22 protein-coding genes are annotated in these 26,680 nt (G+C 71.1%); 7 read left to right on the top strand and 15 right to left on the bottom strand.

Translation table 11 applies throughout. The annotated features are described in order from the left end of the window. Nucleotides 1–114: 114 nt before the first annotated feature. The 5 genes from ABD346_RS12540 to ABD346_RS12520 all read right to left on the bottom strand — a co-directional run bounded on the left by ABD346_RS12540 (nt 115) and on the right by ABD346_RS12520 (nt 5,551). Nucleotides 115–675 (bottom strand): DUF1697 domain-containing protein, encoded by a 561-nt coding sequence (locus ABD346_RS12540; RefSeq protein WP_344374521.1) that lies wholly within the window; start codon nt 673–675, stop codon nt 115–117. A gap of 77 nt (nt 676–752) precedes the next feature. Further along, nucleotides 753–1,961 carry a S8 family peptidase gene (locus ABD346_RS12535; protein ID WP_344374519.1) on the bottom strand — a complete coding sequence of 403 codons (1,209 nt, stop codon included), beginning with the start codon at nt 1,959–1,961 and terminating at the stop codon, nt 753–755. A 526-nt stretch (nt 1,962–2,487) separates the two neighbouring features. Continuing rightward, complete coding sequence (locus ABD346_RS12530) at nt 2,488–3,798, bottom strand: ABC transporter substrate-binding protein (RefSeq protein WP_344374518.1); 1,311 nt, start codon at nt 3,796–3,798, stop codon at nt 2,488–2,490. Continuing rightward, nucleotides 3,798–4,637 (bottom strand): carbohydrate ABC transporter permease, encoded by an 840-nt coding sequence (locus ABD346_RS12525; protein WP_344374517.1) that lies wholly within the window; start codon nt 4,635–4,637, stop codon nt 3,798–3,800. Before ABD346_RS12525 ends, ABD346_RS12530 begins: the two co-directional genes overlap by 1 nt. Next, a complete protein-coding gene (locus ABD346_RS12520; protein ID WP_344374515.1) occupies nt 4,634–5,551 on the bottom strand; it encodes a carbohydrate ABC transporter permease in 918 nt (305 codons plus the stop codon). Before ABD346_RS12520 ends, ABD346_RS12525 begins: the two co-directional genes overlap by 4 nt. Nucleotides 5,552–5,695: 144 nt before the next feature. On the opposite strand from ABD346_RS12520, the gene ABD346_RS12515 reads away from it, so the two are divergent. Beyond that, complete coding sequence (locus tag ABD346_RS12515; RefSeq protein WP_344374514.1) at nt 5,696–6,607, top strand: phosphotransferase enzyme family protein; 912 nt, start codon at nt 5,696–5,698, stop codon at nt 6,605–6,607. Between the two features lie 10 nt (nt 6,608–6,617). Here the strand turns inward: ABD346_RS12515 and ABD346_RS12510 are convergent, their stop codons facing one another. Beyond that, nucleotides 6,618–7,343 (bottom strand): exonuclease domain-containing protein, encoded by a 726-nt coding sequence (locus tag ABD346_RS12510; protein WP_344374512.1) that lies wholly within the window; start codon nt 7,341–7,343, stop codon nt 6,618–6,620. 106 nt (nt 7,344–7,449) lie between these two features. Continuing rightward, nucleotides 7,450–8,685, bottom strand: a complete 1,236-nt coding sequence (locus ABD346_RS12505; protein ID WP_344374511.1) for an SAV2148 family HEPN domain-containing protein — start codon at nt 8,683–8,685, stop codon at nt 7,450–7,452. A 322-nt stretch (nt 8,686–9,007) separates the two neighbouring features. Between ABD346_RS12505 and glgX the strand changes: the two genes are divergently transcribed. Further along, nucleotides 9,008–11,128, top strand: a complete 2,121-nt coding sequence (gene glgX / locus ABD346_RS12500; RefSeq protein ID WP_344374509.1) for a glycogen debranching protein GlgX — start codon at nt 9,008–9,010, stop codon at nt 11,126–11,128. A gap of 111 nt (nt 11,129–11,239) precedes the next feature. Here glgX and ABD346_RS12495 read toward each other — a convergent pair whose 3' ends face one another. Next, nucleotides 11,240–12,502 (bottom strand): MFS transporter, encoded by a 1,263-nt coding sequence (locus ABD346_RS12495; RefSeq protein ID WP_344374508.1) that lies wholly within the window; start codon nt 12,500–12,502, stop codon nt 11,240–11,242. An 81-nt stretch (nt 12,503–12,583) separates the two neighbouring features. Here ABD346_RS12495 and treY point away from each other — a divergent pair, with 81 nt between their 5' ends. Beyond that, complete coding sequence (gene treY / locus ABD346_RS12490) at nt 12,584–14,935, top strand: malto-oligosyltrehalose synthase (protein ID WP_344374506.1); 2,352 nt, start codon at nt 12,584–12,586, stop codon at nt 14,933–14,935. Here treY and ABD346_RS12485 read toward each other — a convergent pair. After that, entirely contained in the window at nt 14,895–16,328 is a 1,434-nt protein-coding gene (locus ABD346_RS12485; RefSeq protein ID WP_344374505.1) for a cytochrome P450, read from the bottom strand. The two genes, treY and ABD346_RS12485, sit on opposite strands and share 41 nt — an antisense overlap. Before the next feature lie 251 nt (nt 16,329–16,579). Further along, a complete protein-coding gene (locus ABD346_RS12480; protein WP_344375123.1) occupies nt 16,580–17,512 on the bottom strand; it encodes a LysR family transcriptional regulator in 933 nt (310 codons plus the stop codon). 211 nt (nt 17,513–17,723) lie between these two features. Between ABD346_RS12480 and lpdA the strand changes: the two genes are divergently transcribed. Then, nucleotides 17,724–19,124, top strand: coding sequence for a dihydrolipoyl dehydrogenase (gene lpdA, locus ABD346_RS12475; RefSeq protein WP_344375121.1), 1,401 nt, complete (start codon nt 17,724–17,726; stop codon nt 19,122–19,124). Between the two features lie 30 nt (nt 19,125–19,154). Here the strand turns inward: lpdA and ABD346_RS12470 are convergent, their stop codons facing one another. Both ABD346_RS12470 and ABD346_RS12465 read right to left on the bottom strand, forming a co-directional pair. Further along, nucleotides 19,155–19,625 carry a GNAT family N-acetyltransferase gene (locus tag ABD346_RS12470; RefSeq protein WP_344374504.1) on the bottom strand — a complete coding sequence of 157 codons (471 nt, stop codon included), beginning with the start codon at nt 19,623–19,625 and terminating at the stop codon, nt 19,155–19,157. Nucleotides 19,626–19,711: 86 nt separating this feature from the next. Next, on the bottom strand, nt 19,712–20,269 hold the full coding sequence (locus ABD346_RS12465) for an FHA domain-containing protein (RefSeq protein WP_344374502.1): 558 nt from the start codon (nt 20,267–20,269) through the stop codon (nt 19,712–19,714). A gap of 188 nt (nt 20,270–20,457) precedes the next feature. Between ABD346_RS12465 and ABD346_RS12460 the strand changes: the two genes are divergently transcribed. Next, nucleotides 20,458–21,411 carry a GNAT family N-acetyltransferase gene (locus ABD346_RS12460; RefSeq protein ID WP_344374501.1) on the top strand — a complete coding sequence of 318 codons (954 nt, stop codon included), beginning with the start codon at nt 20,458–20,460 and terminating at the stop codon, nt 21,409–21,411. 73 nt (nt 21,412–21,484) lie between these two features. Next, nucleotides 21,485–23,224, top strand: a complete 1,740-nt coding sequence (treZ, locus tag ABD346_RS12455) for a malto-oligosyltrehalose trehalohydrolase (RefSeq protein ID WP_344374500.1) — start codon at nt 21,485–21,487, stop codon at nt 23,222–23,224. Nucleotides 23,225–23,261: 37 nt separating this feature from the next. Here the strand turns inward: treZ and ABD346_RS12450 are convergent, their stop codons facing one another. The 3 genes from ABD346_RS12450 to ABD346_RS12440 all read right to left on the bottom strand — a co-directional run bounded on the left by ABD346_RS12450 (nt 23,262) and on the right by ABD346_RS12440 (nt 26,100). Continuing rightward, entirely contained in the window at nt 23,262–24,392 is a 1,131-nt protein-coding gene (locus ABD346_RS12450) for a M24 family metallopeptidase (RefSeq protein ID WP_344374498.1), read from the bottom strand. A gap of 80 nt (nt 24,393–24,472) precedes the next feature. Beyond that, nucleotides 24,473–25,426 carry a DUF1444 domain-containing protein gene (locus ABD346_RS12445; RefSeq protein WP_344374497.1) on the bottom strand — a complete coding sequence of 318 codons (954 nt, stop codon included), beginning with the start codon at nt 25,424–25,426 and terminating at the stop codon, nt 24,473–24,475. 41 nt (nt 25,427–25,467) lie between these two features. Beyond that, nucleotides 25,468–26,100, bottom strand: a complete 633-nt coding sequence (locus ABD346_RS12440; protein ID WP_344374495.1) for a nucleoside/nucleotide kinase family protein — start codon at nt 26,098–26,100, stop codon at nt 25,468–25,470. A gap of 58 nt (nt 26,101–26,158) precedes the next feature. On the opposite strand from ABD346_RS12440, the gene ABD346_RS12435 reads away from it, so the two are divergent. Continuing rightward, the gene (locus ABD346_RS12435; RefSeq protein WP_344374494.1) at nt 26,159–26,551 is read left to right on the top strand and encodes a VOC family protein; all 393 of its coding nucleotides are present in this window, start codon (nt 26,159–26,161) and stop codon (nt 26,549–26,551) included. The last annotated feature ends 129 nt before the right edge of the window (nt 26,552–26,680 follow it).

The following is a 26,680-nucleotide window of genomic DNA, read 5'->3' as shown; positions in this document are numbered from 1 at the left end:
CGGCGTCGCGTGTTCGGGGACCTGTTCGGGGTCGAGCAGCGCGCAGCCGGTACCGCAGGGCGTCGAATCCGCGGCTCCTCCTCGACGGCCGTTTCCACGGGCGACCGTTCCGTCTCAGGCGTCGGCCGCCTCCGTCATCCGCACCAGCGCCTTGACGGTGTTCCAGTTGCGGGAGGTCGCGTCGATGCCCTTGAGCAGGCCGGGCCGGGACAGGGCGGCGCCGAGCTGCGACTTGCCGAGGCCCTCGGGCGCGTACAGATAGAGCACCTGGTCGCCGAGCCGGAACTCCTCGGGGAGGAAGGAAGCCTGGTCGATGGAGGCGAAGCGGTCGGCGGTGACGGGCGGGCCCGCGAAGAAGGTGGCGTGCAGCTGCTTGCCCTCCAGCTCGTCGGCCTGGAAGGGGCAGGCTTCGAGGACGGACCGCAGATAGGGGCCGCTGCGCACCATGCAGGCGACACGGAAGCCGAAGTGCTTCTCGATGGCGGACTCCAGGTCCGCGGCGAGCGCGTCCTGGTCGCGGGAAGTGCTGCTGAAGACGGCGTTTCCACTGTTGAGGTACGTCTTCACATCGCCGTGGCCGAGCTCGCCGAGGATCTTCCGGAGGTCGGCCATGGGAACTTTTTTGGCTCCGCCCACATTGATGCCGCGCAGCAGAGCGGCGTACGTCGTCGTCATGTGGTCAGCCTAAAGCGGCCTCCGCGCCCCGTGGGGGACGGGCGCGGGGGCCGCCGTTCGGTGCTGGCGAAGGCGGTCTACTCGACGATCTTCAGCAGCTTGTTCGGGGTGCCGGGGCTCGCGTTGGAGATCTTGTCGGCCGTGGCGCCCTTGGTGAGGGCGTCGGAGACCTGGGCCGGGGTGGCGTCCTTGTGGCCGGCCAGGTAGACGGCCGCGGCGCCGACGACGTGCGGGGTCGCCATGGACGTACCGGAGATGGTGTTGGTGGCCGTGTCGCTGGTGTTCCAGTCGGAGGTGATGTCCGAGCCGGGGGCGTAGAGGTCGACGACCGGGCCGAAGTTGGAGAAGTCGGACTGCTGGTCGTCCTTGGTGGAGGAGGCGACGGTGATGGCCTCCTTCACGTGGGCCGGCGAGCTGTTGCCCGCGTCCGTGGACTCGTTTCCGGCCGCGATACCGAAGGTGACGCCGGAGGCGATCGCCTTCTGGACGGCCTCGTCGAGCGCCGGGTCGGCGGTGCCGCCGAGGCTGAGGTTGGCGACCGAGGGCCCCTTGTGGTTCTTGGTGACCCAGTCGATGCCGGCGACGACCTGCTCGGTGCTGCCGGAGCCCTGGTTGTCGAGGACGCGCACGGCGACGATCTTCGCCTTCTTGGCCACGCCGTGCTCGGCGCCTGCGATGGTGCCCGCCACGTGCGTGCCGTGGCCGTTGCCGTCGTCGGCCTTGTCGTTGTTGTCGACCGCGTTGAAGCCGTAGGAGGCTCGCCCGCCGAAGTCCTTGTGGGAGATGCGGACTCCGGTGTCGATCACGTACGCGGTGACGCCGTCCCCGGCGCTGTCCGGGTAGGTGTACTTGCCGTCGCCCTTGGTGTCGGCCTGGTCGATCCGGTCGAGGCCCCAGGACGGCGGGTTCGCCTGCTCCGCGTTGATGTGGAACTTCTTGTTCTGTACGACCTTACCGACGGACGGGTCGGCGGCGAGCCGCTTGGCCTCGGTCTCCGAAAGCCCGCTGGCGGAGAAGCCGTTGACGGCGGAGGAGTAGTCGCGCTGGAGGCTGCCGCCGTACTCCTCGGCGAGCTTGCGCTTGGCATCGGCCGTGGCCGACTTGTCGAGCAGGACGATGTAGCTGCCGTCGACCGCGTCCTTGGCGTTGAGTCCGTAGACCGTGCCTTCGGCGGGGGCGGCTCCGGCGAACGGAGAGTTCAGTGCGGTCACTCCGGCCGCCGCCACGACGGCGGTTATGGCTGCGGTGAGCTTGATCTTCTTGCTCGCACGCTTGTGAGTTGCCATGAAGAGGGGTCTCCTCGTCACTATTTGTGGGGGGTTTGCCTACCGGACGGAAACTTTCCGGGGCTGATTCGAAACCCTTGCCGATTGACGCGCGCAGATCAAGGACTTCATGCAGCTGTGACTTACCCAACAAGCTTTCGTAATCAGAAACCGGCCAGGAGCGGTCAACTCGGGCTTTGTGAAGGGCAGATGGACACTCTGTGTGAACACGTCGACCTTTCGTCAGCGCCAACTCCCTTTACGTGTAAGGGGCTTCGGTAGTCCTCGTCGGTGATGCCTCCTCACCGCGGGGATGAGCCCGGGCCGGTCGGGTTCACCTGGGAGCACGACGAGACGGCTGGATCGCACCCTTAACGTCGAAGGGTGGCTGGACGGCGCCGGGCCGTCGGCCACTGCCCGGGCGGCCGGCCGGCCTCACGCACGACGAGGCCGTCGCGCTGCTCCAGGCCGAGACCGCCCCGGCCCGTTCGGGGGACGGGCCGGGGCACCTCGCGGGGCTCACCTTTCAGGGCTCATCTTTCGGAGCTCACCGCTGATAGCGCGCCAGGACCCGATTCCCGTCCTGGACCAGCCGTTTCTTCAGCTCGGACGCGCCGATCGCCCCGCTGTAGTACTCCTGCAGGGCAGGCGTGGCCACCTTGTCCTTCCATTCCGGATAGCCCCGCACGGACTGCGCGGGGGCCGGGCGCAGATACGGGGCGAGTGCCGCGCCGGTCGCCCAGCCGTCCTGGGTGGTGTGCAGGGCCGGGTCCTTGAGCGCGTCGGTTCCCGTCGGCAGCATCCAGTCACCCTTGGCGAGGCGCACCATGTTCGGCGGGCCGAGCATGAAGTCGATGAACTGGGCGGCCTCCTTCTTGTGCGGGCTGTCCTGGGCCACCGACAGGGTCTGCGGGCTGACACCCTGGTCCAGACCCGCGCTGCCCGCCGGGGCCGGAAGGACCGTCCAGTCGAAGCCGGGCGGGGCCTGCTGCACGATCTGCTGCCGGTAGGAGAACCCGAGCGGCACCATCGCGTACCTGCCGCCGAAGAAGCCGGGCAGGGTGTCCGAGCCGCCCATGCCGAGGGTGGTCCGCGCCCCGCTCTTGTCGGTGTTGACCTGGTCGTGGATGGTGGCGGGGACGACGGCGTCGCCCGCCGTGAACTCCACCTCCGCCTTGCCGTCGGTTCCTCGCGCGAAGAGCCGGCCCCCTGCGGACAGGCTCAGGTTGAGGGTGACCGAGACGGGCTCCTTGAGCGGCCAGGCCACGCCGTACGTTCCGTCGCCGCTCAGCTTCTTCGTCACCTGCCCGAACTCGGCCCAGCTCCAGGGCCGTTCCGGCGTGGGGATCCGGACCCCCGAGGATGTGAGGATCTTCGTGTTGGCGATGAGGACCCTCGGCTCCTGGAGGAACGGCACTCCGTACACCCCCTTGCCGAAGGTGGCCGTCTCCCAGCTCTGCGCCGGGATGTCGTCCTTGAGCCGCTGCGGGAGCAGACCACCCAGGTCCGCGAGATAGCCGCCGTACGCGAAGTCGGCCAGGTCGTCGGAGGCGTCGTGGATGACGTCGGGCGCCTCGCCTCCCTCGAAGGCGGTGAGGAGCTGATCGTGCACGGTGTCCCAACTGCCCTGTACGTACTGGACCCGGATGCCGGGGTGCGTCGCGTTCCACTCCTTGACCAGGGCTTTCGTCGCGTCGACCGACTCCTTCTGCCAGGCGAGGGACTGGAAGCGGAGCCTGATGACTCCCCCGCCTCCGGAGCCGCCGTCCGAGCACCCGGCGAGCAGCGGCACGAGCAGGGCCAGGACGGCAGCCGTCACCAGCAGCCGTACGGACACGGCCTGTTCACGCGTCCACATCAGCTTTTCACCGCCCCGGTCAGCATGCCACCGGTGATCCGCTTCTGGATGATCGCGAAGATGACCAGGGAGGGCAGGGTGGCGAGGAAGGCGGCCGCCGCGAGCGGGCCGAGGTCGGCGACTCCCTCAGCTCCGAGGAAATGGGTGAGGACGACGGGCAGGGTCTGTTTCTCGGGGGTCTTCAGCAGAACGAGTGCGAAGAAGAATTCGTTCCACGCCGTGATGAAGGCGAAGAGCGCGGTGGCCACGATCCCGGGGGCGAGCAGGGGCGCGGTGACCGAGACGAGGGTGCGCAGCCGCCCCGCACCGTCGACGGCGGCCGCCTCCTCCAGCTCGGGCGGCACGGCGCGTACGTAGCCGTTCAGCATCCAGAGCGCGAACGGCAGCGACCAGACCACGTAGACCATGACCAGACCGCCCACCGAGTTGATCGCGTGCAGGTTCTTGAGGACCAGGAAGAGCGGAATGATCAGCAGGACGAACGGGAACGCCTGGCTGATCACCACCCAGCCCGAGGTGGCGGCCGCGAGCCGGCCCCGGTTGCGGGCCATGGCGTACGCCATCGGTGTCGCGATCACCACGGCGATGAGGGCGGCGGAGAGGGCCGCGATCAGGCTGTTCAGCCCGGCGTGGAGCAGGGGCTGTTCGCCGAAGGCCTGGCGGAAGTTGGCGAGCGTGGGGTGCCGGGGGATCCAGGTGGGGTGGAGCGAGCCCAGTTCGCGCGGCGGTTTGAAGGCGGTCGAGATCAGCCAGAGGAACGGGAAGGCCAGGAAGACGAGATAGGCGAGCAGCGCGAGGTACTGTCCGGCGCGCCCCGCCTTCCCTGTACGCGCTCTCACTGGTCGCCACCGTCCCTGAGCCGGCCCGCCAGGAAGAAGGCGAGGCAGACGGCGATCACGGCGACCATCACGCAGCCCATGGCCGCCGCGTACCCGAACTGCCCGTAGCGGAAGGCCTCTTCGTACGCGAAGAGCATCGGGAGTCGGGTGCGCCCGCCCGGACCGCCGTTGGTCAGCACGTAGACCAGGGCGAACGAATTGAAATTCCAGATGAAGTTGAGCGCTGTGATCGCGAGGGCCACCGGTTTCAGGGCGGGCCAGGTGACGGTGGTGAAGCGGCGCCAGGCGCCGGCCCCGTCGATGGCCGCGGCCTCGTGCAGCTCCTGCGGGGTGTTCTGCAGCCCGGCGAGGAGGGCGACCGTCGTCTGCGGCATACCTGCCCAGATACCGACGACGATCACGGCGGGCAGGGCGGTGGCGAGGCCGGTCAGCCAGTCCCGGCCGTCGCCGAGGCCCAGGTTGCGGACGGTTTCGTTGAGGATGCCCGCGTCGGGCTGGTAGACGAGGCGCCACATGATGCCGACGACGACCTCGGGCATCGCCCACGGGATGATCGCGAGCGCCCGGGCCAGCCAGCGCAGCCGGAGTCTCTGGTTGAGGAGCAGCGCGAGCCCGAGGGCGAGCAGGAACTGGGGCACGGTGACGCCGACCGCCCACAGCAGCCCGATCCGGAACGACTCCCAGAACAGGCCGTCGTGCGCCAGGTCCCGGAAGTTGAGGAGACCGACCCACTGGGTGGGGGTGGTGCGGCCCGACTGGGAGTCGGTGAAGGCCAGCGCGATGCCGTAGAGCAGCGGGCCCACACTGAGCACCAGAAGGGGAATGAGCGCCGGGAGCACGAGGAACCAGGCCCCGCCCCCGCGGCCACCCTTGTGTCTGCTCGTCGGCTTTCGGGTGGCTGACCGTGCGTTCACGGTCGCAGATGTCACTGTTTCGACCCCTTTGTCCGGTAGTGCCGAACAGCCCCCGTCATCGTGCTGACGGTCCGTCCGTTCGTCAAGACGACCTGCGTGAATGCGAGACTTGGCCGGTTACGGAACGAGCACCGGGAGACGATCATGGACGAGGCACGGGCACGCGAACTCCTTGCCGCAGCGGCGCTGAGCGACCCCGGCGGACTTGCCGGAGTTGCCGACGCCGAGCTCCTCGCCCTGGGCGAGAACGCGGTCTTCGCCCTGCCCGGCGCCGCGCACGCGCTGACGGACGGCCTGGTCGTCAAGGTCGGCCGCGATGCCACGCACCACCCCGAGCTCCTCGATCGGGCCGAGCGCGAAGTGGCCGTCGCGACCTGGCTCGCCGAGGCCGGGGTGCCCGCGGTGCGGGCCGCCGAACCGAAGCCGAGGCTCGTCGAGGGCCACCCGGTGACGGTGTGGCACCGGCTGCCCTCGGCCGAACGCCCCGCGGAGCCGGCCGACCTGGCCGGACTCCTGCGCCGCGTCCACGCCCTGCCGATGCCCGCCTTCCCGCTGCCCCGCCGTGAACTCCTCGGCGGCGTCGAGCGCTGGCTACAGCTGGCCGGTGACGCGATCGACCCGGCCGACGCCGCGTATCTGCGGGCCCGCCGGGACGGCTTCGCGGAAGCCGCGGCGGCGCTCACCCCTCATCTGCCGCTCGGTCCCATCCATGGCGACGCCCTCCCCCGCAATGTCTACGTCGGCCCCGAAGGGCCGGTCCTGGTCGACCTGGAGACGTTCTCCGCCGACTTCCGTGAGCACGACCTGGTCGTCATGGCCCTGTCCCGCGACCGGTACGGACTGCCCGCCGAGCAGTACGACGCATTCGTCACCGCCTATGGCTGGGACGTCCGCGCATGGGACGGCTGCGCGGTCCTGCGCGGTGCCCGCGAGACGGCCAGCTGCGCCTGGGTCGCCCAGCACGCCCCGAGCAATCCGAAGGCGCTCGACGAGTTCCGCCGCCGCGTCGCCTCACTGCGCGACGACGACCCCGAGGTGCGCTGGTACCCCTTCTGACCGCCCGGTCTCAGCCCCGGGCCGGGGCCGCCAGTGCGCGCAGCGGCCAGGAGCCGTCGACGACCGCGTCCGCCGTGCCCTTCTTGCGCAGGAACTGCTGGAAGTCGGCCGCCCACTCCGCGTACCAGCGGATCTGACGGTCATGCAGTTCCGCCGGTTCGAGCCGCGCCACCTGAGGGTGGCGCTCGGCTATCGCCACGGCCAGCCGGGCCGCGGCCAGCGCGTCGGCCCCCGCGTCGTGCGCCGACTCCAGGACCACTCCGTACTCGGCACACACCGCTTCGAGGGTGCGCTTGCCCTTGCGGTAGCGGTCCACGGAGCGGTCGATCGTATACGGATCGACGACGGGCCCTATGGCGGCGCCGTCCAGCCGGTCGCTCAGCGAGGGCAGTTGGTGGCGCCGCAGCTCGGCGGCGAGCAGCGTCAGATCGAAGGCCGCGTTGTAGGCGATCACGGGCACGCCCCGGCGCCAGTGGCCGGCCAGCGTCCCGGCGATCTCGTCGGCCACCTCGGCGGCGGCCCGCCCCTCGGCCGCGGCCCGCTCGCTGCTGATCCCGTGGACCGCGGACGCCTGGGCCGGGATCCGTATCCCCGGATCCGCCAGCCAGCTCCGCTGCCCCACCACGTCGGCGCCCCGCAGTTCGACGATCGCGGCCGTCACGATGCGCGCCTCGCGCGGCTCGGTGCCGGTCGTCTCCAGGTCGAAGCCGACCAGCGGCTCCAGGTGCCAGCTCATGCTGCCCCTCCTTCGTGGTGCTTTCCCCCAGTTGACGACCACCTTCGCACGCGGCACTGACAATCGGCCGGGCGGCCGGAATTCACCCGGCGAAGCTCACCACAATTCAGGACACAGGGCGCGAATCAACCCAGACCGACTCGAACTCCTCACGGTATGTCTCGAAGAGCCCGTGCTCCACGTCCTGGCCCGGCCGCACCACACCCCGCCGCCCGCCGCCGCGCAGCACGAGCACCGGCGCCTCCATCCCCCGCGCGCGGCGAAGATAGGACTGGACGACCGCCACGCCGTCCGCGCCGTCGCCGTCCACCAGGTAGGCGGTGAAACGCGGCGTCTCGTCGAAGACCTGGATCTCGAAGGCCCCCGGGTCGCGCAGCCGGGCCCGCACCCGCCGCATGTGCAGAATGTTCATCTCCACCGAGCGGCTCAACTCACCCTTCTTCAGGCCGAGTTCACGCTCACGGCGCTTGACGGCGCTGCTCGCCGGGTTCAGGAAGAGCAGCCGGACGCGGCAGCCGGACTCGGCGAGCCGCACCAGACGCCGGCCCGAATAGTTCTGCACCAGGAGATTGAGGCCAATCCCTATCGCGTCCAGGCGGCGGGCTCCGCCGAAGAGGTCCTCGGCGGGCAGCTGGCGTTGCAGGCGCACCCGGTCGGAGTGGACGGAGACGACATCGGCGTACCGGTCGCCGACCAGGTCCTCCACGGCGTCGATGGGCAGCCGGTGCGCGGCCGGCGCCCCGCCGGCGCCGCCGAGCACATCCAGGAGCCGCGCCGAGGCCCGCTCCGCCTGGGCGAGCACGGCCTCGTTCAGCGCCCGGTTGCGCGAGACGACGTTGCGGGCCACCTCCAGCTCGTCCAGGGCGAGTTCGACATCGCGCCGGTCGTCCACGTACGGCTCGAAGCAGGGCCAGTGCTGCACCATGAGCTCGCGCAGCTGCGGGAGGGTGAGGAAGCTGAGCACGTTGTCGTCCGCGGGGTCGAGCAGATAGCCCTTGCGGCGCGAGACCTCGCGCACCGCGACGGCCCGCTGCACCCACTCCTGGCCCGCGGGGCCCGCAGCGGCGACCACCCAGTCGTCGCCGTGGACCGGCTCGTAGATCGGCCGCAGCACGGCGGCGACCACGGCGCGCAGCCGCTGCTCCACCAGGTTCAGCCAGATGTAGGCGCGCCCGGCCCGCTGCGCGCGCGTACGCACCTCGCTCCAGGCGTCCGCGCCCCAGTCCAGCTCCGCCCCGATCTCCATCGGGCGTGCGAGGGAGACCGCTCCGGGCGGGATGTCGCCGGACTCCCCCTCATGACCCGTGTCACCAGGGGGCAGCTCAAGACCTCCCGAGCTCACCCACGCACCGCCTTCCGCCCCCGGCAACCCCAGCGGGTCCGGCCCGCCCTGCACGCCCTTCAACGATCAAGGAAGGGTACTCCGGGAGCAGGAGGCGCTGCAGCCCGATGGCGGGTCGAGTTTCCCAACTGGCCCGAGGATACGGCCTGTTCTGATGGGCACTATCTGTCGGGGTGAGCGGATTCATAGCGCTTGCGCCGCGTCGCCCGAGCCGGGTCACCCATTGGCGCACGCGCACGTCCTGGGTGACCGTCGTCTTTTCGGGGAGGATCTGGCCGAACAGCCCGTCAGCACCCCGAGCGGAAGTGGAAGAGTCTTGCCCATGCAGGTATGGCCGGGACAGGCTTACCCACTCGGCGCCACGTACGACGGCGCCGGGACCAATTTCGCGGTCTTCTCCGAGACCGCCCGTCGGATCGAGTTGTGTCTGCTGCACGACGACGGCTCGGAGACCGCCGTCGAGCTGCGCGAGTCCGACGCGTTCGTACGCCACGCCTATCTGCCCGGCGTGCTGCCGGGCCAGCGGTACGGCTTCCGGGTGCACGGACCGTACGAGCCGCAGAAAGGACATCGCTGCAACTCAGCGAAGCTGCTGCTCGACCCGTACGCGCGCGCCATAAGCGGGCACGTCGAGTGGAACGAGGCTGTCTACGGCTACCACTTCGGGCGGCCCGACAGCCGCAACGACCTGGATTCGGCGCCGCACACGATGGCCTCCGTGGTGGTCAATCCGTTCTTCGACTGGGGCGACGACCGGCCGCCCCGCACCGAGTACCACCACACCGTCTTCTACGAGGCTCATGTCAAGGGCCTCACCATGCTCCATCCGGAGCTGCCTCCGGACCAGCGCGGCACCTATGCGGCGCTCGCCCACCCGGCCGTCATCGAGCACCTCACGCAACTGGGTGTCACGGCTCTCGAGTTGATGCCGGTGCACCAGTTCGTCAATGACCACCGGCTCGCGGACGCCGGAATGTCCAACTACTGGGGCTACAACACCATCGGCTTCTTCGCCCCGCACAACGCCTATGCCTCCTGGGGCGACCGCGGCCAGCAGGTGCTCGAGTTCAAGCAGGCGGTGCGGGCACTGCACGAGGCGGGCATCGAGGTCATCCTCGACGTCGTCTACAACCACACGGCGGAGGGCAACCACCTCGGCCCCACCCTCTCCTTCCGGGGCCTGGACAACACGCAGTACTACAGGCTCGCCGACGACCTCCGTTATTACGAGGACACCACGGGCACGGGCAACAGCCTCCTCATGAGGTCGCCGCACGTCCTCCAGCTGATCATGGATTCGCTGCGTTACTGGGTGACCGAGATGCATGTGGACGGCTTCCGCTTCGACCTCGCGGCGACGCTGGCCCGCCAGTTCCACGAGGTGGACCGGCTCTCGTCCTTCTTCGACCTGGTCCAGCAGGATCCGGTGGTCAGCCAGGTCAAGCTGATCGCCGAGCCGTGGGACGTGGGCGAGGGCGGCTACCAGGTGGGCAACTTCCCGCCGCTGTGGACGGAGTGGAACGGCAAGTACCGCGACACGGTACGGGACTTGTGGCGCGGCGAGCCGCAGACGCTCGCCGAGTTCGCCGGGCGCCTCACCGGCTCGTCTGACCTGTACCAGGACGACGGGAGGCGGCCGCTGGCCTCCATCAACTTCCACACCTGCCACGACGGCTTCACCCTCAACGACCTGGTCTCGTACAACGACAAGCACAACGACGCCAACGGCGAGGGCAACCGGGACGGCGAGAGCCACAACCGCTCGTGGAACTGCGGCGCGGAGGGCCCCACCGAGGACGGCGAGGTGGCGGAGCTGCGCGCCCGGCAGATGCGGAACTTCATCGCCACCCTGATGCTGTCGCAGGGCGTGCCGATGCTCAGCCACGGCGACGAGTTCGCCCGCACCCAGGGCGGCAACAACAACGCGTACTGCCAGGACAACGAACTGTCCTGGGTGCACTGGCCGGACCCCGGCGACGACCCGGACGGCACGCTCCTCGCGTTCACCCGGGCCATGGTGGGGCTGCGCCGGGACCATCCGGTCTTCCGGCGCAGGCGGTTCTTCCACGGCCGTCCGGTGCAGGGCACGCACGACGAGCTCTCCGACATCGCCTGGTTCACCCCCGAGGGCGAGGAAATGGCCGACCGGGACTGGCAGTCGGCGAGCGCGAAGGCGCTGTCGGTCTTCCTCAACGGCAACGCGATCTCGGAGCCGGGGCCGCGGGGCGAGCGGATCGGCGACGACTCGTTCCTGCTGATGTTCAACGCGAGTGCGGAGGCGATCGACTTCGTGGTGCCGGTCAATCACGGCCGGCAGTGGCAGGTGGTCGTGGACACCGCGCGGCCGGAGGGGGTGCCGCCGGGCGAGGGGCCGAAGGTGGCGGCAGGCGAACGGGTCGGGCTCGTCGGCCGGAGCATGACCGTGCTGCGGCGGCCCGCGTAGGGCGCCCGCCGGGGCACCTCAACATCCCTGACCTGCGTCGGAGTTCGATTGTCAGTGGGCTCGGGCACAGTGGGGACCATGAACGCGACCACCGTCCGGTCAGCTGTCGGCTCAGCCGTCGACCGGAGTCCTCGGGGCCGCCGCGACGCCGGTGACGGCGTCCGCGGTGGCCGCCTTCGCCCGCCGTCCGCCGAGCCCGCGCACGGACCACGAGCACACCGCGCAGAGCGCCCCGGCCACCACCATCACGGCGAACGCGGCGACCGCGCCGTGGTCCTGCGCGAGCCGTCCCGACAGCGCGAGCGCGAGCGCCTGGCCCCCGACGATGCCGCTGGTCAGGAACGCCATCGACTCGGCGAGCCGGTCCGCCGGAACCAGGCGCTCCGTAAGCCCGAACACAGTGATCAGATGGGGCGCGTACGCCACCCCGAGCACGATCACCGTGGCGTACAGGCCGATCAGCGTGTTCACGAAGAGCAGCGGTACGGAGAGCACGACCAGCGCCGCGGTGGCGATCCGCCACCGGACCGGCAGGGCGAGCCGCTCCGGCACGGCCACCATGGCGAGTCCGGCGGCCGCGCTCATCACGCCCATGGCGGCGTACACGAGCCCGGTCTGCGAGGGCCGGCCCAGTTGCTCGGTCAGGGCCGTGATCCCGGCCTGCGAGGCGCCGAACATGGCGCCCTGGAGGACCATCGTCGCGCGCAGCGCGTAGACCGCGCCGGGCAGCCGGCTGCGGGCGGCCCCGGTGCGCCGCGCGGCGGCCACCTGACGTGCCGTCGGATGCAGCGCGAAGGCCGTGCCGCAGACGGCGAGCAGGGCCGCGGCCGTCAGAAGTGCGGCGGCCGGGTGGGCGAGGGCAGCGGCCAGGCCCACGAAGGCCGGGCCGAGGACGAACGAGATCTCGTCCAGGGTGCCCTCGAAGGAGAGCGCCCCGGCCACGGTCCGCTCGTCGGCGCCGGCCCGGTGCGCGAGGGCCACGGTCCGGCTCCGGGCGAGCGGCCCGACCTGGGGGACGCTCGCCCCGGCCAGGGCGCCGAGCAGGGCCAGCCAGCCGGTCGCGAGGTGGGAGAGCGCGGCGAGCACCAGGCCGGTCACGGCGGCGGCGTTGGCGAGCGCCGCCGCGAGCACCACGGTGCGCTGTCCGTAGCGGTCGGCGGCGCGACCCAGGAGCGGGCCCGCGACGGTCTGCCCGGCGGCCAGCGCGCCTCCGGCGAGCCCGGCGGTGGCCAGGCTGCCGCTGGTCTCGGCGACCAGGAGCACGCTGCCGAGCTGGCACATGGCGGTCGGCAGCCGTCCGAGGAAGGAGATCACCGGCAGCACGGGCCCCGTCAGGGCGAGCACCTTGCGGTAGGTCTGAAGCGATCCGGCCATCAGGCGAAGCTAACGCGGCCGACCGGGGCATACGCAGGGGCCGAAGGCACAGAAGCCGCCCGTCGGGGTACGTACGTTCATATGACCCCGCCCATCGCGACCTACCGGCTCCAGCTGCAGCCCGGATTCCCGTTCGCCGCCGCCGAGGAGGCGCTGCCCTACCTGGCGGAGCTCGGAGTCTCGCACCTCCATCTGTCACCGGTCCTGGAGGCCGTGCCCGGCTCTACGCACGGCTACGACGTCACCGACCACGCGAAGGTCCGCGAGGAGCTGGGCGGCGAGTCCGGACTGCGTCAACTGGCCGCAAAAGCCCGTGAGTTGGGGCTCGGCCTGATCCTCGACATCGTGCCGAACCACATGTCGGCGGCCGCGCGCCACAACCGGCAGCTGTGGGACGTACTGCGCGTCGGCCCTTCGTCGCCGTACGCCGCATGGTTCGACATCGACTGGGCGGCGGGCGACGGACGGATCCTGCTGCCGGTGCTCGCCGGGCCGCTGGGCGCAGAGCTGGACCGCCTGACGGTGGACGGCGGCGTACTGCGGTACGGCGAAGAGTGCTTCCCCCTCCGCAAGGGGACGGCGGGCCTGCCCCTGCCGGAGCTGCTCGACGCGCAGTTCTACCGGCTCGGCTGGTGGCGCCTCGCCAGGACCGAGCTCAACTACCGCCGCTTCTTCACGATCGCGGAGCTGATCGGCCTCCGGGTGGAGGACGAGAGCGTCTTCGACGCGACGCACGCCAAGATCCTGGAGCTGGTCCACGACGGCGTGGTGGACGGACTGCGGGTCGACCACCCGGACGGCCTGGCGGACCCCGAGGCCTATCTGCACCGTTTGAACGAGGCGACGGACGGCCGCTGGACGGTCGTCGAGAAGATCCTCACCGGCGACGAGCGGCTGCCGGCGGGGTGGGCGGTCGCCGGGACGACCGGCTATGACGCGCTGCGCCACATCGACGGCCTGTTCACCTGTCCGGATGGTTTGGATCAACTCCATTCTGTATATGGGGAGTTCACCGGAGCCAGCGGCGACCGGGGTGGGCACTGGGCGCCGACGGTGCGGCGTGCGGCGTACCGCGTGCTGACCCATGAGCTGGTGGCCGAGACCGAGTATCTGGTGCGCCTGGCGCAGCGGATCTGCGCGATGGGCGGCCCCGAACTGCGCGATCACGCCCCGTGGGCGCTGCGGCTCGCCCTGCGCGAGCTCCTGGTCCGCGTCCCCGTCTACCGGCCCTACCGGTTCGGGGCGGAGCTGGTGCTGCCCGCCTCGGCGGCCCTGGAGGCGAAGGCGGCCTTCCCCGTCGCGGAGGAATCCGCCGCGGTGGACCTGATGCGCGACCTGGCACTCGGCCGGCTCGGCGACACCCCGGACCGGGACCGGTTCCGTACGCGCTTCGCGCAGACGTCGTCGGCGCTGCACGCCAAGTCCGTCGAGGACACGGCCTTCTACCGGTACACGCCGCTGCTCTCGGTGAACGAGGTGGGCGGGGATCCGGGGCGGCCTTCGGTGGAGCCGGACGAGTTCCACGCGTTCTGCACACGGCTCGCGCGCGACTGGCCGAGCACCGGCACCGTCCTGTCCACGCACGACACCAAGCGCAGCGCGGACGTACGGGCCCGGATCGCGGTCCTCTCCGAGTGTCCGCAGCGATGGGCGGCGCTGCTCGACCGGGTCGCCGGGGCGCAGGCGCCCGATCCGCATCTCGCCTGGGTCGCATGGCAGACCTCGGTCGGGCTCGGCGGCCTGCCGGAGCCGGAGCGGCTGGGGGCGGCACTGCTCAAAGCGGTGCGCGAGGCCGGTCTGCACACGGGCTGGACGGAGCAGGACCCCGGCTACGAGAGGGCCGTGAGCGACTTCGTCGAGACCGGCCCGGGTGGGCAACTCGCTTCGGTGGTACGGGAGTTCATGGACACGGTGGAGTCAGCCGCGCGGGCCAACAGCCTCGGGGCCGCGCTGCTGCATCTGACGATGCCGGGCGTGCCGGATCTCTATCAGGGGACGGAAGGCGAGTACGCGGCGCTGGTGGACCCGGACAACCGGCGCCCCGTCCGGTTCGACCGGGCCTGTCTGGCCGACCCCGGCGGCAAGCTCGAGGTGAGCTTGGCGGCGCTGCGGCTGCGGCGCGAACTCCCCGGGATATTCGGCGAATCCGGCACCTATACGGAGCTGGCAGCGCGAGGCCCCCGCGCCGGTCACTGCGTGGCGTTCTGCCGTTCGGGCGAGGTGGTGACGGCGGTGACCCGGCTCTCGCTGCGGCTCGCGGAGGCGGGCGGCTGGGCGGGGACGGAGCTGCGGCTTCCCGAGGGCCGATGGGCCGATGTCCTCGGCCCGGGGCGGCAGTTCAGCGGGGCGGTGGCGCTGGACGAGCTGTTCACATCGTCCCCGGTGACGCTGCTCAGGAGGGTCGTACGAGAAGGAGGCGAGGGGCCCGGGTGAGCAGTCCGCTCTCGGCCGGCGTGAAGCCGTCGGCCCTGCGCAGCCCGGGCATGGCGCTGAGCAGGGCGTCGACCGCGCACTCCGCCTGGAGCTCGGCGACCCGGGCGGCCGGGCAGTCGGCGGGCCCGAGGGCGAGCCCGCCGGTGGTGGTGCGGTGCAGGTCGAAGCGGTCGGGGTCGGCGAACCGGGCGGGGTCGCGGTTCGCCGACCCGATGAGCAGGGCGACGGCGGCTCCGGCCGGGACGGTGCCGCCGGATGTCGCGAGGTCACGGGCAGCCCGGCGCAGCACCACATGGACGGGCGGATTGCGCCGCAGCGATTCGCCCCACGCCTGCCCGGTCAGCGCCGGAACCGCCTTCACCAGCTCCAACTGTTCTGGATTGTCAAGGAGGTTGGCCATGAGCGAGGCGAGCGCCCGGCCGGTGGCCACGGCCTGGTCCGCACAGCGCGCCGCGAGCAGGGCAACGCCCGTGCCGCCCCGCTCACGGCCGAGGTCGGTCGCGGCGGGAGCCTCGGCCCGGCTGCGGTCGGGGACGGCACCGGAGCGGCCCATCACCGCCCCGTAGGAGAGTCCGGTCGCGGCGGCGATCGTGCCGGTGGGCAGCCAGCGGCAGAACTCCTCGACCAGGTCGGCCTCCTGGCGCCCGGCGAGCCGGCGGGCCAGCACGTACGCGGTGCGGGCGCACACCTCGCGCAGCAGCGCGAAGGCGCTCTCGGGCGCCGCGTACTCCTGGGCGCAGCGCACCGTCCCCGGCCCGTAGCAGGGCCCCCCGCGTGGCCCGACAAGGCCGGGGTCACCGAGCGCGGGGGCGACATCCGCATACCGGCTGACCACCCAGGCCCCGAGCCTGCCGTCCCACAGCAGGGGGTGCTCCTCGCGGAGGGTCCGATAGAAGCCGTACGGGTCGCGACGGGCGGCACTCCCGAGCAGGGAGAGCGTCTCGGGAGAGGAGGCGGGGGCGAAGGCGGGGGTCGATGCTGCGGAGGGTGGGGAGGTGAGGGGCGGAGGCAGCGCTGCCTCAGGGGACGAGACCGGGCCCCGGGTCTGCTCCGCCTCCGGGATGGAGGCGAGGCCCTGGGTCAGCGCGGCCTCGGGCGAGGGGACGAAGGGCGGAACCGACGCCGCCTCGAGTGAAGAAACAGCAGCCGGGTCCAACGCGGCGTCGCGTGATGAGGCGACGGCCGGGATCAGCGCTGCCTCCGGCGAGGAGACTACGGCGGGCGCAACCAGCGCGGCCTCGGGCGAGGGCGCGAAGGGCGGAACCGACGCCGCCTCGGGCGAGGAAACAACGACAGCCGGGTCCAACGCTGCCTCGCCTGAGGAGGCGTGGGGCGCGGCAGGCGCTGCCTCGGGCGGCTCGACGGTTGCCTCGGGCGGCTCGACGGTTGTCATCGCGCGCCTCCCGGTCGGCGCCCTGCGGGCGCGGTCGTGCGGCCTTCGGCGGTCTCGACTGCGGCCGCCGGGGCCGATGGCTGCTCCCGGCGGACCACTTCCGCCGGGCAGTCGCGGATGGCTGCCCCGGGCGGACCGCCCCCGCCCCGCAGTCACGGGGGACTGGTCTCAGCGGACCACCCCCCGCCGGACAGTCACGGGCGGCAGGTCTCAGCGGACCACCTGCCCCAGCCAGTCGGGGGCAACCGGTCTCAGCGGACCACCTCCGCCGGGCAGTCGCGATCGGCGTTGGGCCGTACGGGTGAGATGTTGCCGGTGCCGTACGGGGCTGACCTGCGCAGCAGCTCGGTGAAGGCGGCCGCGGCGCCGGCCAGCTCGACCCGTGAGAACACGGTCAGGGCGCGCTTCCAGGCGGGATCGACGGAGAGCAGCACACAGTCCTCGCCGATCCCGCCCCGTACGACGTGGGTGGGCACGGCGACCACGCCGACGCCGGCCGCGGCCATCCGTACCGCCGTCGAGGTGTGCTCGGTGCGCACGACGGTGCGCGGGGTGAAGCCGGCCCGCTCGCAGACCAGGTCGAGAAAGGGCCGGCCGTCGATGACCGGCTCCATCGCACAGCGCACCCAGGCGTGGTCGGCGAGCTCTTCGAGGCGCACCGAGGAGCGGCCCGCCAGCGGATCGTCGAAGGCGACGACGAGCGCGATCTCCTCCTCGCCGACGGGGACGACGGGCCCGTCCCAGTGCTGGGGTGGCGGGCCGACGGCCAGGTCGGCGGCGCCGCGTTCGAGCGCCTCCTCAAGCGCCTCGGTGGTGGCGTACTCGTGGAGGAGCAGCCGCACGCCGGGGTGGGTGCGCCGCCAGCGGGCGAATGCCTCGGGCAGTACGCCGACGGCCACGGAGTGCACGGAGGCGATGTGCAGTTCGCCGCCCTCGGCGCCGGCCGCCGCTCGGGCCGCGCGCCGGGCCTGGAGCGCACTGCGCACCGCGAGCCGGGCGTGCGGCAGGTAGGCGCGGCCCATGGGAGTGAGCCGCACTCCGCGCGGCATCCGTTCGAGGAGCTCGCCGCCGACGGACTTCTCCAGCGCCTTGATCTGGTGCGACAGCGCGGGCTGGGTGACGTGCAGAAGCTCGGCGGCGCGGGTGAACGACGTCTCCTCGACGACCGTGACGAAGTACTCCATCTGTCGCAGGCTCACGCCATGTCCCCCTGATCACACCCGGTTGCTCACACCGGTCTCGCGCGCCCCCTGCGCGCCATAAGCATTGTGCATCGGTCTCACAAGAACCTTGCCTTGGACTCATGGCGGCGGCCGGGCGGAGGCTTGATCCATGACTGAGCCCGAGACTGAGACCTTGACCGACCCCGTGGCCGACGGCGCTGTGGCGGATGTGATCGATGTGGCCGATGTGGTCGTGATCGGCGGCGGCACCGGCGGGTATTCCACCGCGCTGCGGGCCGCCGCCCTCGGCCTGAAGGTGGTGCTCGCCGAGCGCGACAAGGTGGGCGGCACCTGCCTGCACCGCGGCTGCATCCCCAGCAAGGCGATGCTGCACGCCGCCGAGCTGGTGGACGGGATCGCCGAGGCGCGGGAGCGGTGGGGGGTGAAGGCGAGCGTGGATGCGATCGACTGGCAGGCGCTGGTGGCGACCCGCGACGACATCGTCTCCCGCAACCACAAGGGCGTCGAGGGCCACCTGTCACACGCCAACGTCCAAGTGCTGCGCGGAAGCGCCCAGTTGACGGGGCCCCGCAGCGTATTCGTCGAGGGCCACGGGAACGTTGTGGCCCGGCGCGGCATAGTGCTCGCCACGGGTTCGCGGCCCCGCATGCTGCCGGGCCTCGAAGCGGACGGTCGGCGCGTGGTCACCAGTGACGACGCCCTGTTCGCCCCCGGGCTTCCGGAGTCCGTACTGGTCCTGGGCGGCGGTGCGATCGGCGTCGAGTACGCCTCGTTCCACCGGTCGATGGGCGCCGAGGTCACTCTGGTGGAGGCCGCCGACCGGCTCGTGCCGCTCGAAGACGCCGATGTCAGCCGCCACTTGACCCGCGGCCTCAAGAAGCGTGGCATCGATGTGCAGACCGGCGCACGCTTCCTGGAAGCGAGCGTCCTCGACGACGGGGTGCGCGCCTCGGTGCGCACCGCGCGCGGCGAGATCCGCACGATCGAGGCCGAGCGGCTCCTGGTGGCGGTGGGCCGGGCGCCGGTCACCGACGGGCTCGGTCTGGCCGCGGCCGGACTCGCCGTCGACGAGCGGGGCTTCGTCGCCCCGGCCGACTGGGCCCGGCTCGAAACCGCGGTCCCCGGCATCCATGTGGTGGGCGATCTGCTGCCGCCGCCCTCCCTCGGTCTGGCCCACGCCTCGTTCGCGGAGGGCCTGCTGGTCGCGGAAACGCTGGCCGGGGTGGCCTCCGCGCCCGTCGACTACGCGGCGGTGCCCCGGGTCACGTACTCCTCACCGCAGACCGCGTCGGTGGGGCTGACCGAGGCGGACGCCCGTAACCGCGGGCATGACGTCGTCGTCAACACCATGCCGCTGACGGCCGTCGCCAAGGGCATGGTGCACGGGCAGGGCGGGGTGGTGAAGGTGGTCGCCGAACGCGCGGGGCAGGTGCTCGGCGTCCATCTCGTCGGCCCGAACGTGTCCGAGATGATCGCCGAGAGCCAGCTGATCGTCGGATGGGACGCCGAGCCCTCGGACGTGGCCCGGCACATCCACGCCCACCCCACACTCTCGGAGGCCGTCGGCGAAACCTTCCTCACGCTGGCCGGCCGGGGCCTGCACCAGCAGTAAGGGCCCCAAGTCCATCCAACGACAGCCTTGTTACGCGTGTGACACCGGCAGGGAGTAGCGCACCTTGTCCTTGCCGGTGGCGCCCAGACGCTCGTAGAACCTGACCGCCCCCTTGTTCCACACCGGGGTCTGCCACTGGATCTCGGCGAGCCCGAGCGCCCGCGCCTCGGCCGCCACCGCGTCCATCAGGAGCGGGCCGAGGCGCAGCCCGCGGTGACCGTCACGCAGGAACAGGCAGTCCATGTGGAGGTATTCGCGGGCGTCCCAGGTCGACACCTCCGGTGCGCACGAGGCGTACCCGACGACCTCTCCGCCGGGTATCTCGGCGACCAGGCAGCGCAGCCGTGGGTGCTCGGTGCCGAACAGCAGGGCACCGAGCCGCTCCGCGAAACCGGGTGCCGGGCCCGCAGCCTTCTCGTACGCGGCGTGCTCCGCGGCGAGTTCGGCCAGACGCGGCAGGTCGGCGGGACGGGCGTGACGCACCCGGGGCTGATCGTTCATACCCGCCATGATGGGCCACGCCACTGACAGCGCCCTTGGCGAGCGGTATTCACCCTGGTCAGATGGTTTTCAGCAGCCCGGTGGACTCAGTGGGTGGCGAGCCGGAAGGCCATCCGGCCGAAGCTGACCTGGTCGCCGTCGGCCACGGCGACCGCTCCCGTCACCCGGCGCCCGTTGACGCACGTCCCGTTGGTGGAGCCGAGGTCGCGCAACTGCCACATCCCGGCCTGGAAGACGAGTTCGGCGTGCACCCGCGACACCGTCTCGTGGCTCAGACGTAGCCCGTTGGCCGGGTCGCGGCCGATGCGCAGGGGATACGGACCCGGCACCGGGAAGAGAAGCTTGGGCAGCCGCTCGGTCTGCCAGGCCCTGCGCAGCGAGACGGAGAACTCCGACACCCGGCTGACCGCGCCGAACACCGCCTTCGCCCAGCGATTGCCGCCGCTGTCCAAGTCGGCGGTGAGGGCGACCAGTTCGTCCGACCTGCGGGCGGCCAGGGCCAGTTCCATCCGGCGCAGGAACGTGTCGTGCGACAGCTTGCCCTCGGCGGCGCCCTCGCGGAGCACCTCCAGCACCCGGTCGCGCTCCGCGTCGGAGAGCCGCGCGGGCGCCGAGGAGGTCTGGAATTCGAAGGAGGGCGTCACATCAGCGATTGTCCTTCCACAAGGCCGCAGGTGTCCAGCAGAAGGCCCCCTCCCAAAGTGGTCCGCGTTCACGACCGCCCCAGCTCTGACCTGCGACGCAGAGGAATCGGCCGCCGTAATTCCCTTGCCTGGCGGCCGACTCGCCCTGTTAGGGTCTGCCGACTTCTTAAACCTCTGAGGGGACCCTCTTGCAGACTTCCGCGTCGGACACCACCTTTCGTCCGCTCGCCGGGCCCGAGGAACTCGGGCTCTTCCAGCAGCTTTCCTACGTCCTGGACCATGAGCTCCAGGACGACCTGGCCACCGGACGCCGCATCCCGGCCTGGATGTGGGTGGCCCTGCGCGACGGCCGCGTCCTGGCGCGCATCGCGTGGTGGGCCGTGAAGAGCGGCGAGGCGCCTCAGAGCCTCGACTTCTTCGACGTCGACGACTCCCTGCCCGCGGCCGAGCGCCACGAGATCGGTCTGCGCCTCCTCGAGACCGCGACCGCGAACGTGGTGCCCGCGGGTGCCGAGCGCCCCGAGTACGGCCGTTTCATGCCGGGCAACTGGCGCGAGGACCCCGCCGCCCGCGAGGTCGTCGAGACCCGGCTGAACATCATGGCCGCCTCCGGTGCGAGCCCGCTCGTCGAGCGGCTGCGCCTGGAGTGGCGCCCCGGCACGCCGCTTCCCGCGGCCTCCACCAGGCTGTCGTTCCGCCCCGCCACCGACCGCGAGGAGCTCGTCTCGCTGATGACGCTCGTCGTGGAGGGCTCGCTCGACGAGCACACCCGCGAGGAACTGCTCACCATGACCCCGCGCGAGTCCGCGGAGCTCATGTACGAGGAAGAGTTCGAGTCTTTCAAGACGCCGCGCGAGTGGTGGCGGATCGCCGAGCTCAAGGACGGCGGCGAGCCCGTCGGATTCGTGATCCCGGCCCGCAACAGCTACAACCCGATCATCGCCTACATCGGGGTGCTGCCCGCCCACCGCGGCCACGGCTACATCGACGACATCCTCTCCGAGGGAACGCGCATCCTGGCCGAACAGGACGTGCCCCGGATCCGCGCCGCCACCGACCTGCCCAACATCCCCATGGCGAACGCGTTCGCCCGTGCGGGCTATGTCGTCTTCGAGCGCGCGATCAACATGGTCTGGAAGTAGTCACGAATTGCGGGCGTGTCCCCCTCGTCTGCCGCACCATGGTCGCAACCGGCAACGACAGGGGGACACACCCGTGCTGTTCGAAGTGTGGGCGCCGCACACCGACCGGATCACCCTTCTCCTGGAGGGCGCGACCCATCCCATGAGCCGCCACCCCGTGCGCGCGGGCTGGTGGGTGGCCGAGGCCGAGGCGCACTCCGGCGACCGCTACGGATACGTCCTGGACGACGGCACGCCACTGCCCGACCCGCGGTCGCGCCGGCAGCCCGAAGGACCGGACGGCCTGAGCGCGGTCGTCGTCCACGAGAGTTTCGGCTGGCAGCACCCCTGGGAGGGGCGCCCCCTCCAGAGGGCCGTCCTGTACGAGCTGCACATCGGCACCTTCACCCCCGAAGGCACTCTTGACGCTGCCGTCCAACAGCTGCCTCATCTGACCGAGTTGGGGATCACCCACATCGAGCTGATGCCGGTGTGCCCGTTCCCGGGGCGGCACGGCTGGGGGTACGAGGGCGTCTCCCTCTGGGCGGTGCACGAGCCCTATGGCGGACCCGAGGCGCTGAAGAGGTTTGTCGACGCGGCGCACGCCCATGGTCTCGGCGTCGTCTTGGACGTCGTCCACAACCATCTGGGCCCGTCCGGCAACTACCTGCCCGCCTTCGGCCCGTACTTCACGGACACCCATCACACGCCCTGGGGCTCGGCCGTCAACCTGGACGCCGCCGGCTCCGACGAGGTGCGCGCCTTCCTCTTGGAGAGCGCGCTGGCCTGGCTGCGCGACTACCGTCTCGACGGGCTGCGCCTGGACGCGGTGCACACGCTGGCCGACACCCGCGCGTACACCTTCCTCGAAGAGCTCTCGACAGCCGTCGACGTGCTCGCCGCCGAGCTCGGCCGGCCGCTGTTCCTCGTCGCCGAGTCCGACACCTGCGATCCGCGCACCACCACCCCGCGCGGCGAAGGCGGCCTCGGGCTGCACGCCCAGTGGAACGACGACTTCCACCACGCCCTGCACACCACCCTCACGGGTGAATCCCAGGGCTACTACGCCGACTTCGCACGCGCCCCGCTCTCCGCACTCGCCAAGACCCTGACCCGCGTGTTCTTCCACGACGGGACGTATTCGAGCTTCCGCGGCCGCGTCCACGGGCGGCCCGTCGACCGGGCCCACACCCCCGCCCACCGCTTCCTGGGCTACGCGCAGACCCACGACCAGATCGGCAACCGGGCGCAGGGCGACCGCCACTCCGCCGGACTCTCCCCCGGCCTGCTGGCCTGCGCGGCGGCGCTGACCCTGACGGGCCCGTACCCGCCGATGCTCTTCATGGGCGAGGAGTGGGGCGCCCGCACCCCCTGGCAGTTCTTCACCGACCACACGGACCCCGAGCTCGCACGAGCCGTACGGGAGGGCAGGCGGCGGGAGTTCACGTCGCACGGCTGGTCCGCCGAGGACATCCCCGACCCTCAGGACCCGGCGACGCGGCAGCGCTCCTGCCTGGACTGGACGGAGCCCTCGCGCGAACCGCACGCCAGGCTGCTCGCCTGGTACCGCGAACTCATCGCGCTGCGCCGTGACCGGCCCGACCTGACCGATCCCGACCTCGCGGCCGTCAAGGTGGCGTACGACGAGGAGGCACGCTGGCTGACCTATAGGCGCGGCGACCTGCGGGTCGTGATCAACCTCTCCCGGGAGGCGGTACGGATCAAGCTCGGTGGCGGCGGCCGGGTCCTCGCGGCCTGGGAGCCGGTCGGGGCACCGGACCCGGACGGCCTGCTGGTGATGCCACCCGAGTCGTGCGCGGTCCTCGGCCGCTGAAGCCGGCACCACCCAACGCCTGTACTACCGACAGCGGTTACTCGACGATCGCCATGGCGCGGTCGGTGTTGTTCAAACGCCGGCCGCCGTCATCCGTAACGGTGACGATGTCCTCGATACGGACGCCGAACCGGCCAGGCAGATAGATGCCCGGTTCGATGGAGAAACACATTCCGGGCACGAGCGGCCGCTCCTCGCCCTCGATCATGTACGGCGGCTCGTGGGTGGTCACGCCGATGCCGTGGCCGGTGCGGTGGATGAAGTACTCGCCGTATCCGGCGTCCGCGATCACGGCGCGCGCGGCACGGTCGACGTCCTGGCAGGCGGCACCGGGCCTGACCGCCTCGAACCCAGCCTGCTGCGCCTCGCGCACCACGTCGTGGACGCGCTGCTCGGCGGCGTCGGGTTCGCCGACGTGGACGGTGCGGGTGGTGTCGGAACCGTAGCCGTGCTTGAGTCCGCCGAAGTCGAGGACGACCATGTCGCCGCGCTCGATGGTGCGGTCGCCGGCCTCGTGGTGCGGGTTGGCGCCATTGGGCCCGGAGCCGACCACGGTGAAGTCCACTTGTGAATGGCCGTACTTCATCAGGAGGGCGGCGAGATCGGCGGCGACCTCGGTCTCCTTCCGGCCCGCGAAACGTACCTTCACGATCTCGCCGTATGCCTCGTCCGCCGCCGCACCGGCCGCTTCCAGGCGGGCCAGCTCGTGCTCGTCCTTGACGGCCCGCAGCATGGGCAGCGCCTCGGTCAGCGCGACGTACGAGGTGCCGGGCAGCTCCTTCTGCAACCCGAGCAGATGCATCGCCCAGGCGTTGTCGCTGACCCCGAAACGGCCGTCGACGTCGAGGAGCGGGGCCGTCACCGCGTACGGGTCCTTGCCGTCGGTCCAGTCCCGCAGGGTCAGCGCGGCGGCTCCTGCGGCGTGCGCGGCATCGGGTGCCTCCAGGGTCGGCACGACCAGGACCGGGTCCTGACCGGCCGCGAGCACCAGAACGGTGAGCCGCTCGGTGATCGCGGTCGGCTGATAGCCGGTGAGATACACCAGGTCGGGGCCGGGCGCGACGAGCACGCCGGCCAGTCCGGCGTCGGCGGCGGACCGGGCGGCGCGGGCCATCCGAGCCCGGTAGTCGTCGGCGGTGAAGGGCGCGGGGGCGGGCGTCGTAGGCATGGCCTCATCCTGCCCGGACACCCGTTGGCACGCGAGTGGGTTGAGCCTCCGTTCGCCACCTTCATGGGCGGCTCAGCCGCTCAGAATCCGCCCGTCTCGTCGTCGACGAGCCGTTCGAGAAGCTCACCGAAGTCCTCGCCCACGACGATGCGCAGCCCCTCGCCGTCCCGGTCGCTGAGCTGGGTGAGCGTGCCGCCGCGCCACCAGTAGACGTACGGGCTGATCGATCCCGGCGTGTCCTCGTACCCCGAAGCGGCGAACGAGGCCATGGCGTTGAGGGCGAGCACCATGCCTGAATCACGGATGACGTGGAAGGCGAGCTGGTGGCGGAAAGGCATCGCCACGAGCGCGCCCTCCGGCGGGACCTCGCGGCCGGTGACCTGGCGTACGACGGCCTCCAGGGCGAGCACCCGGCTCGCCGTGTAGAAGGAGTCGCCGACGACGATGTCGAAGCGCATCCCGTCGTCGCCCTTGACCGTCTCGTGCCCCTCGACAGGCAGTTCGCGCAGATTACGCAGGGCCTGTTCGCGCAGGTCAGGGACCTTTCCGAGGGGTTCGAGAGCCTCGTCGGTGAGCATCATGACGCTCTCGGGAAGGTCAAGAGCGAGGATCTCGTAGAGGCCCGGCGCCACGCTGCGCGCATAGCCGAAGCTCTGCGCGTCGAGTCCGTCGCCGCTGATCACCCGGGGATACAACTGGGCCCGGATCTGTTCGGGCGGCATGGTTTCGAGTGCGGAAGGCGCGTCCATGGTGCGCAGCACCATTCCGACGTGCTTACGGATCAGTTCCGGCCACACGCGCGGGCCGCGCGGCTCGTTGTGGCACACGGCGGCGAGATTGCCCAGGCCGAACTGACGGCCGCCGCTGTCCTTCACCATGTCCGCGTAGACCGTGACCTCCAGGCCCAGCTCGGCGAACGCCTCCCTGACCACCGCACGGAACCGGGCGCCCTCGTCGTTCGAGAAGAAGCCGAACTCGGGGTCCCTCGGAACGTCGCTCGCGTCCCGCCTGGGCCCTCGTCGGAATATCCCCACGTCTGCTGCCTTCCCCTCGCACGGTCGCCGGAGCTGCGAGCCTACCCAGTGAGCGCACCCGTGATGACAAGATCCGCCCGCGCACGCCCGGCAGCCACGAGACGCGCGTTGACCTCGTCGGACTCCTCGACCCACCGCTCGGCGTACGGCCGGGCCTTCCCGTGCCGCACATGCCGCTCGACCAGTCTGCGTACCCGCTCCCCACTGTCGACATGGAGATACCAGATCTCGTCGACGAGATCCCTGACCTGCGCCCAGGGCTCCTCGTCATGCAGCAGGTAGTTGCCCTCGGTCACAACGAGCGGCACCTGCGGCGCGACGGGAATGCTCCCGGCCAGCGCCTCCTCCAACGAGCGGTCGAAGTCCGGCGCGTATACGACCGTGCCGGGATCGGGCGAGCGCAGCCGGGCGAGCAGCGCGGCATATCCAGCGGCGTCGAAGGTGTCGGGCGCGCCTTTGCGTTCGGTACGCCCGAGCCGGCGCAGCTCCCCGTTGGCGAGATGGAACCCGTCCATGGGTACGAGCACGGCCTGCCCGTCGAGGCGTCTCACCAACTCCCCAGCCAGCGTGGACTTTCCGGCACCGGGCGGTCCCGCGATGCCAAGAATGCGGCGCCGCCCGGGAAGGACGAGGCTGCGGGCGCGGCCCACGAGCCCGTCGAGGTCGAGATCCATACCCCGCATTGTTCCACCGGCGCTTCCGGACACACGTACTACGTATAACCTGGGCGGTATGCCGCACATTGCACTGATCACGCTCGTCGTGCGCGACTACGACGAGGCCATCGACTTTTACACTCGGTCCCTGGGATTCGCACTGGCCGGGGACACCGACCGCGGGGACGGCTCGCGCTGGGTGGTCGTCCGCCCGCCCGGCACCACCGGCGACGCGGTCTCGCTCCTCCTGGCTCGCGCGAAGGACGAGGCCCAACTGGCGAGCGTGGGTACGCAGACCGGCGGCCGGGTCGGGTTCTTCCTCCACACCGAGGACTTCGCGGGCGACCATGCCCGCATGCTGACGGCCGGTGTCCGCTTCCTGGAGGAACCGCGGCACGAGCCGTACGGTTCGGTGGCGGTATTCGAGGACCTCTACGGAAACCGCTGGGATCTGTTGCAGCCGGCGTAGGGGCTTGGGCTTTGCATTCAGGGCTCAGGTGAGGCCTGAATGCAGGTCTGATCCCGTTGTGGATCGCGACGCGAAAAAGCCCCGCACCGTGATCCGTTGATACGGACCTGGTGCGGGGCTTTCCCCACA

Source organism: Streptomyces mauvecolor (genome assembly GCF_039532965.1).
GTDB lineage: Bacteria > Actinomycetota > Actinomycetes > Streptomycetales > Streptomycetaceae > Streptomyces > Streptomyces violascens.
This window is presented reverse-complemented; position numbering and strand designations above follow the sequence as displayed.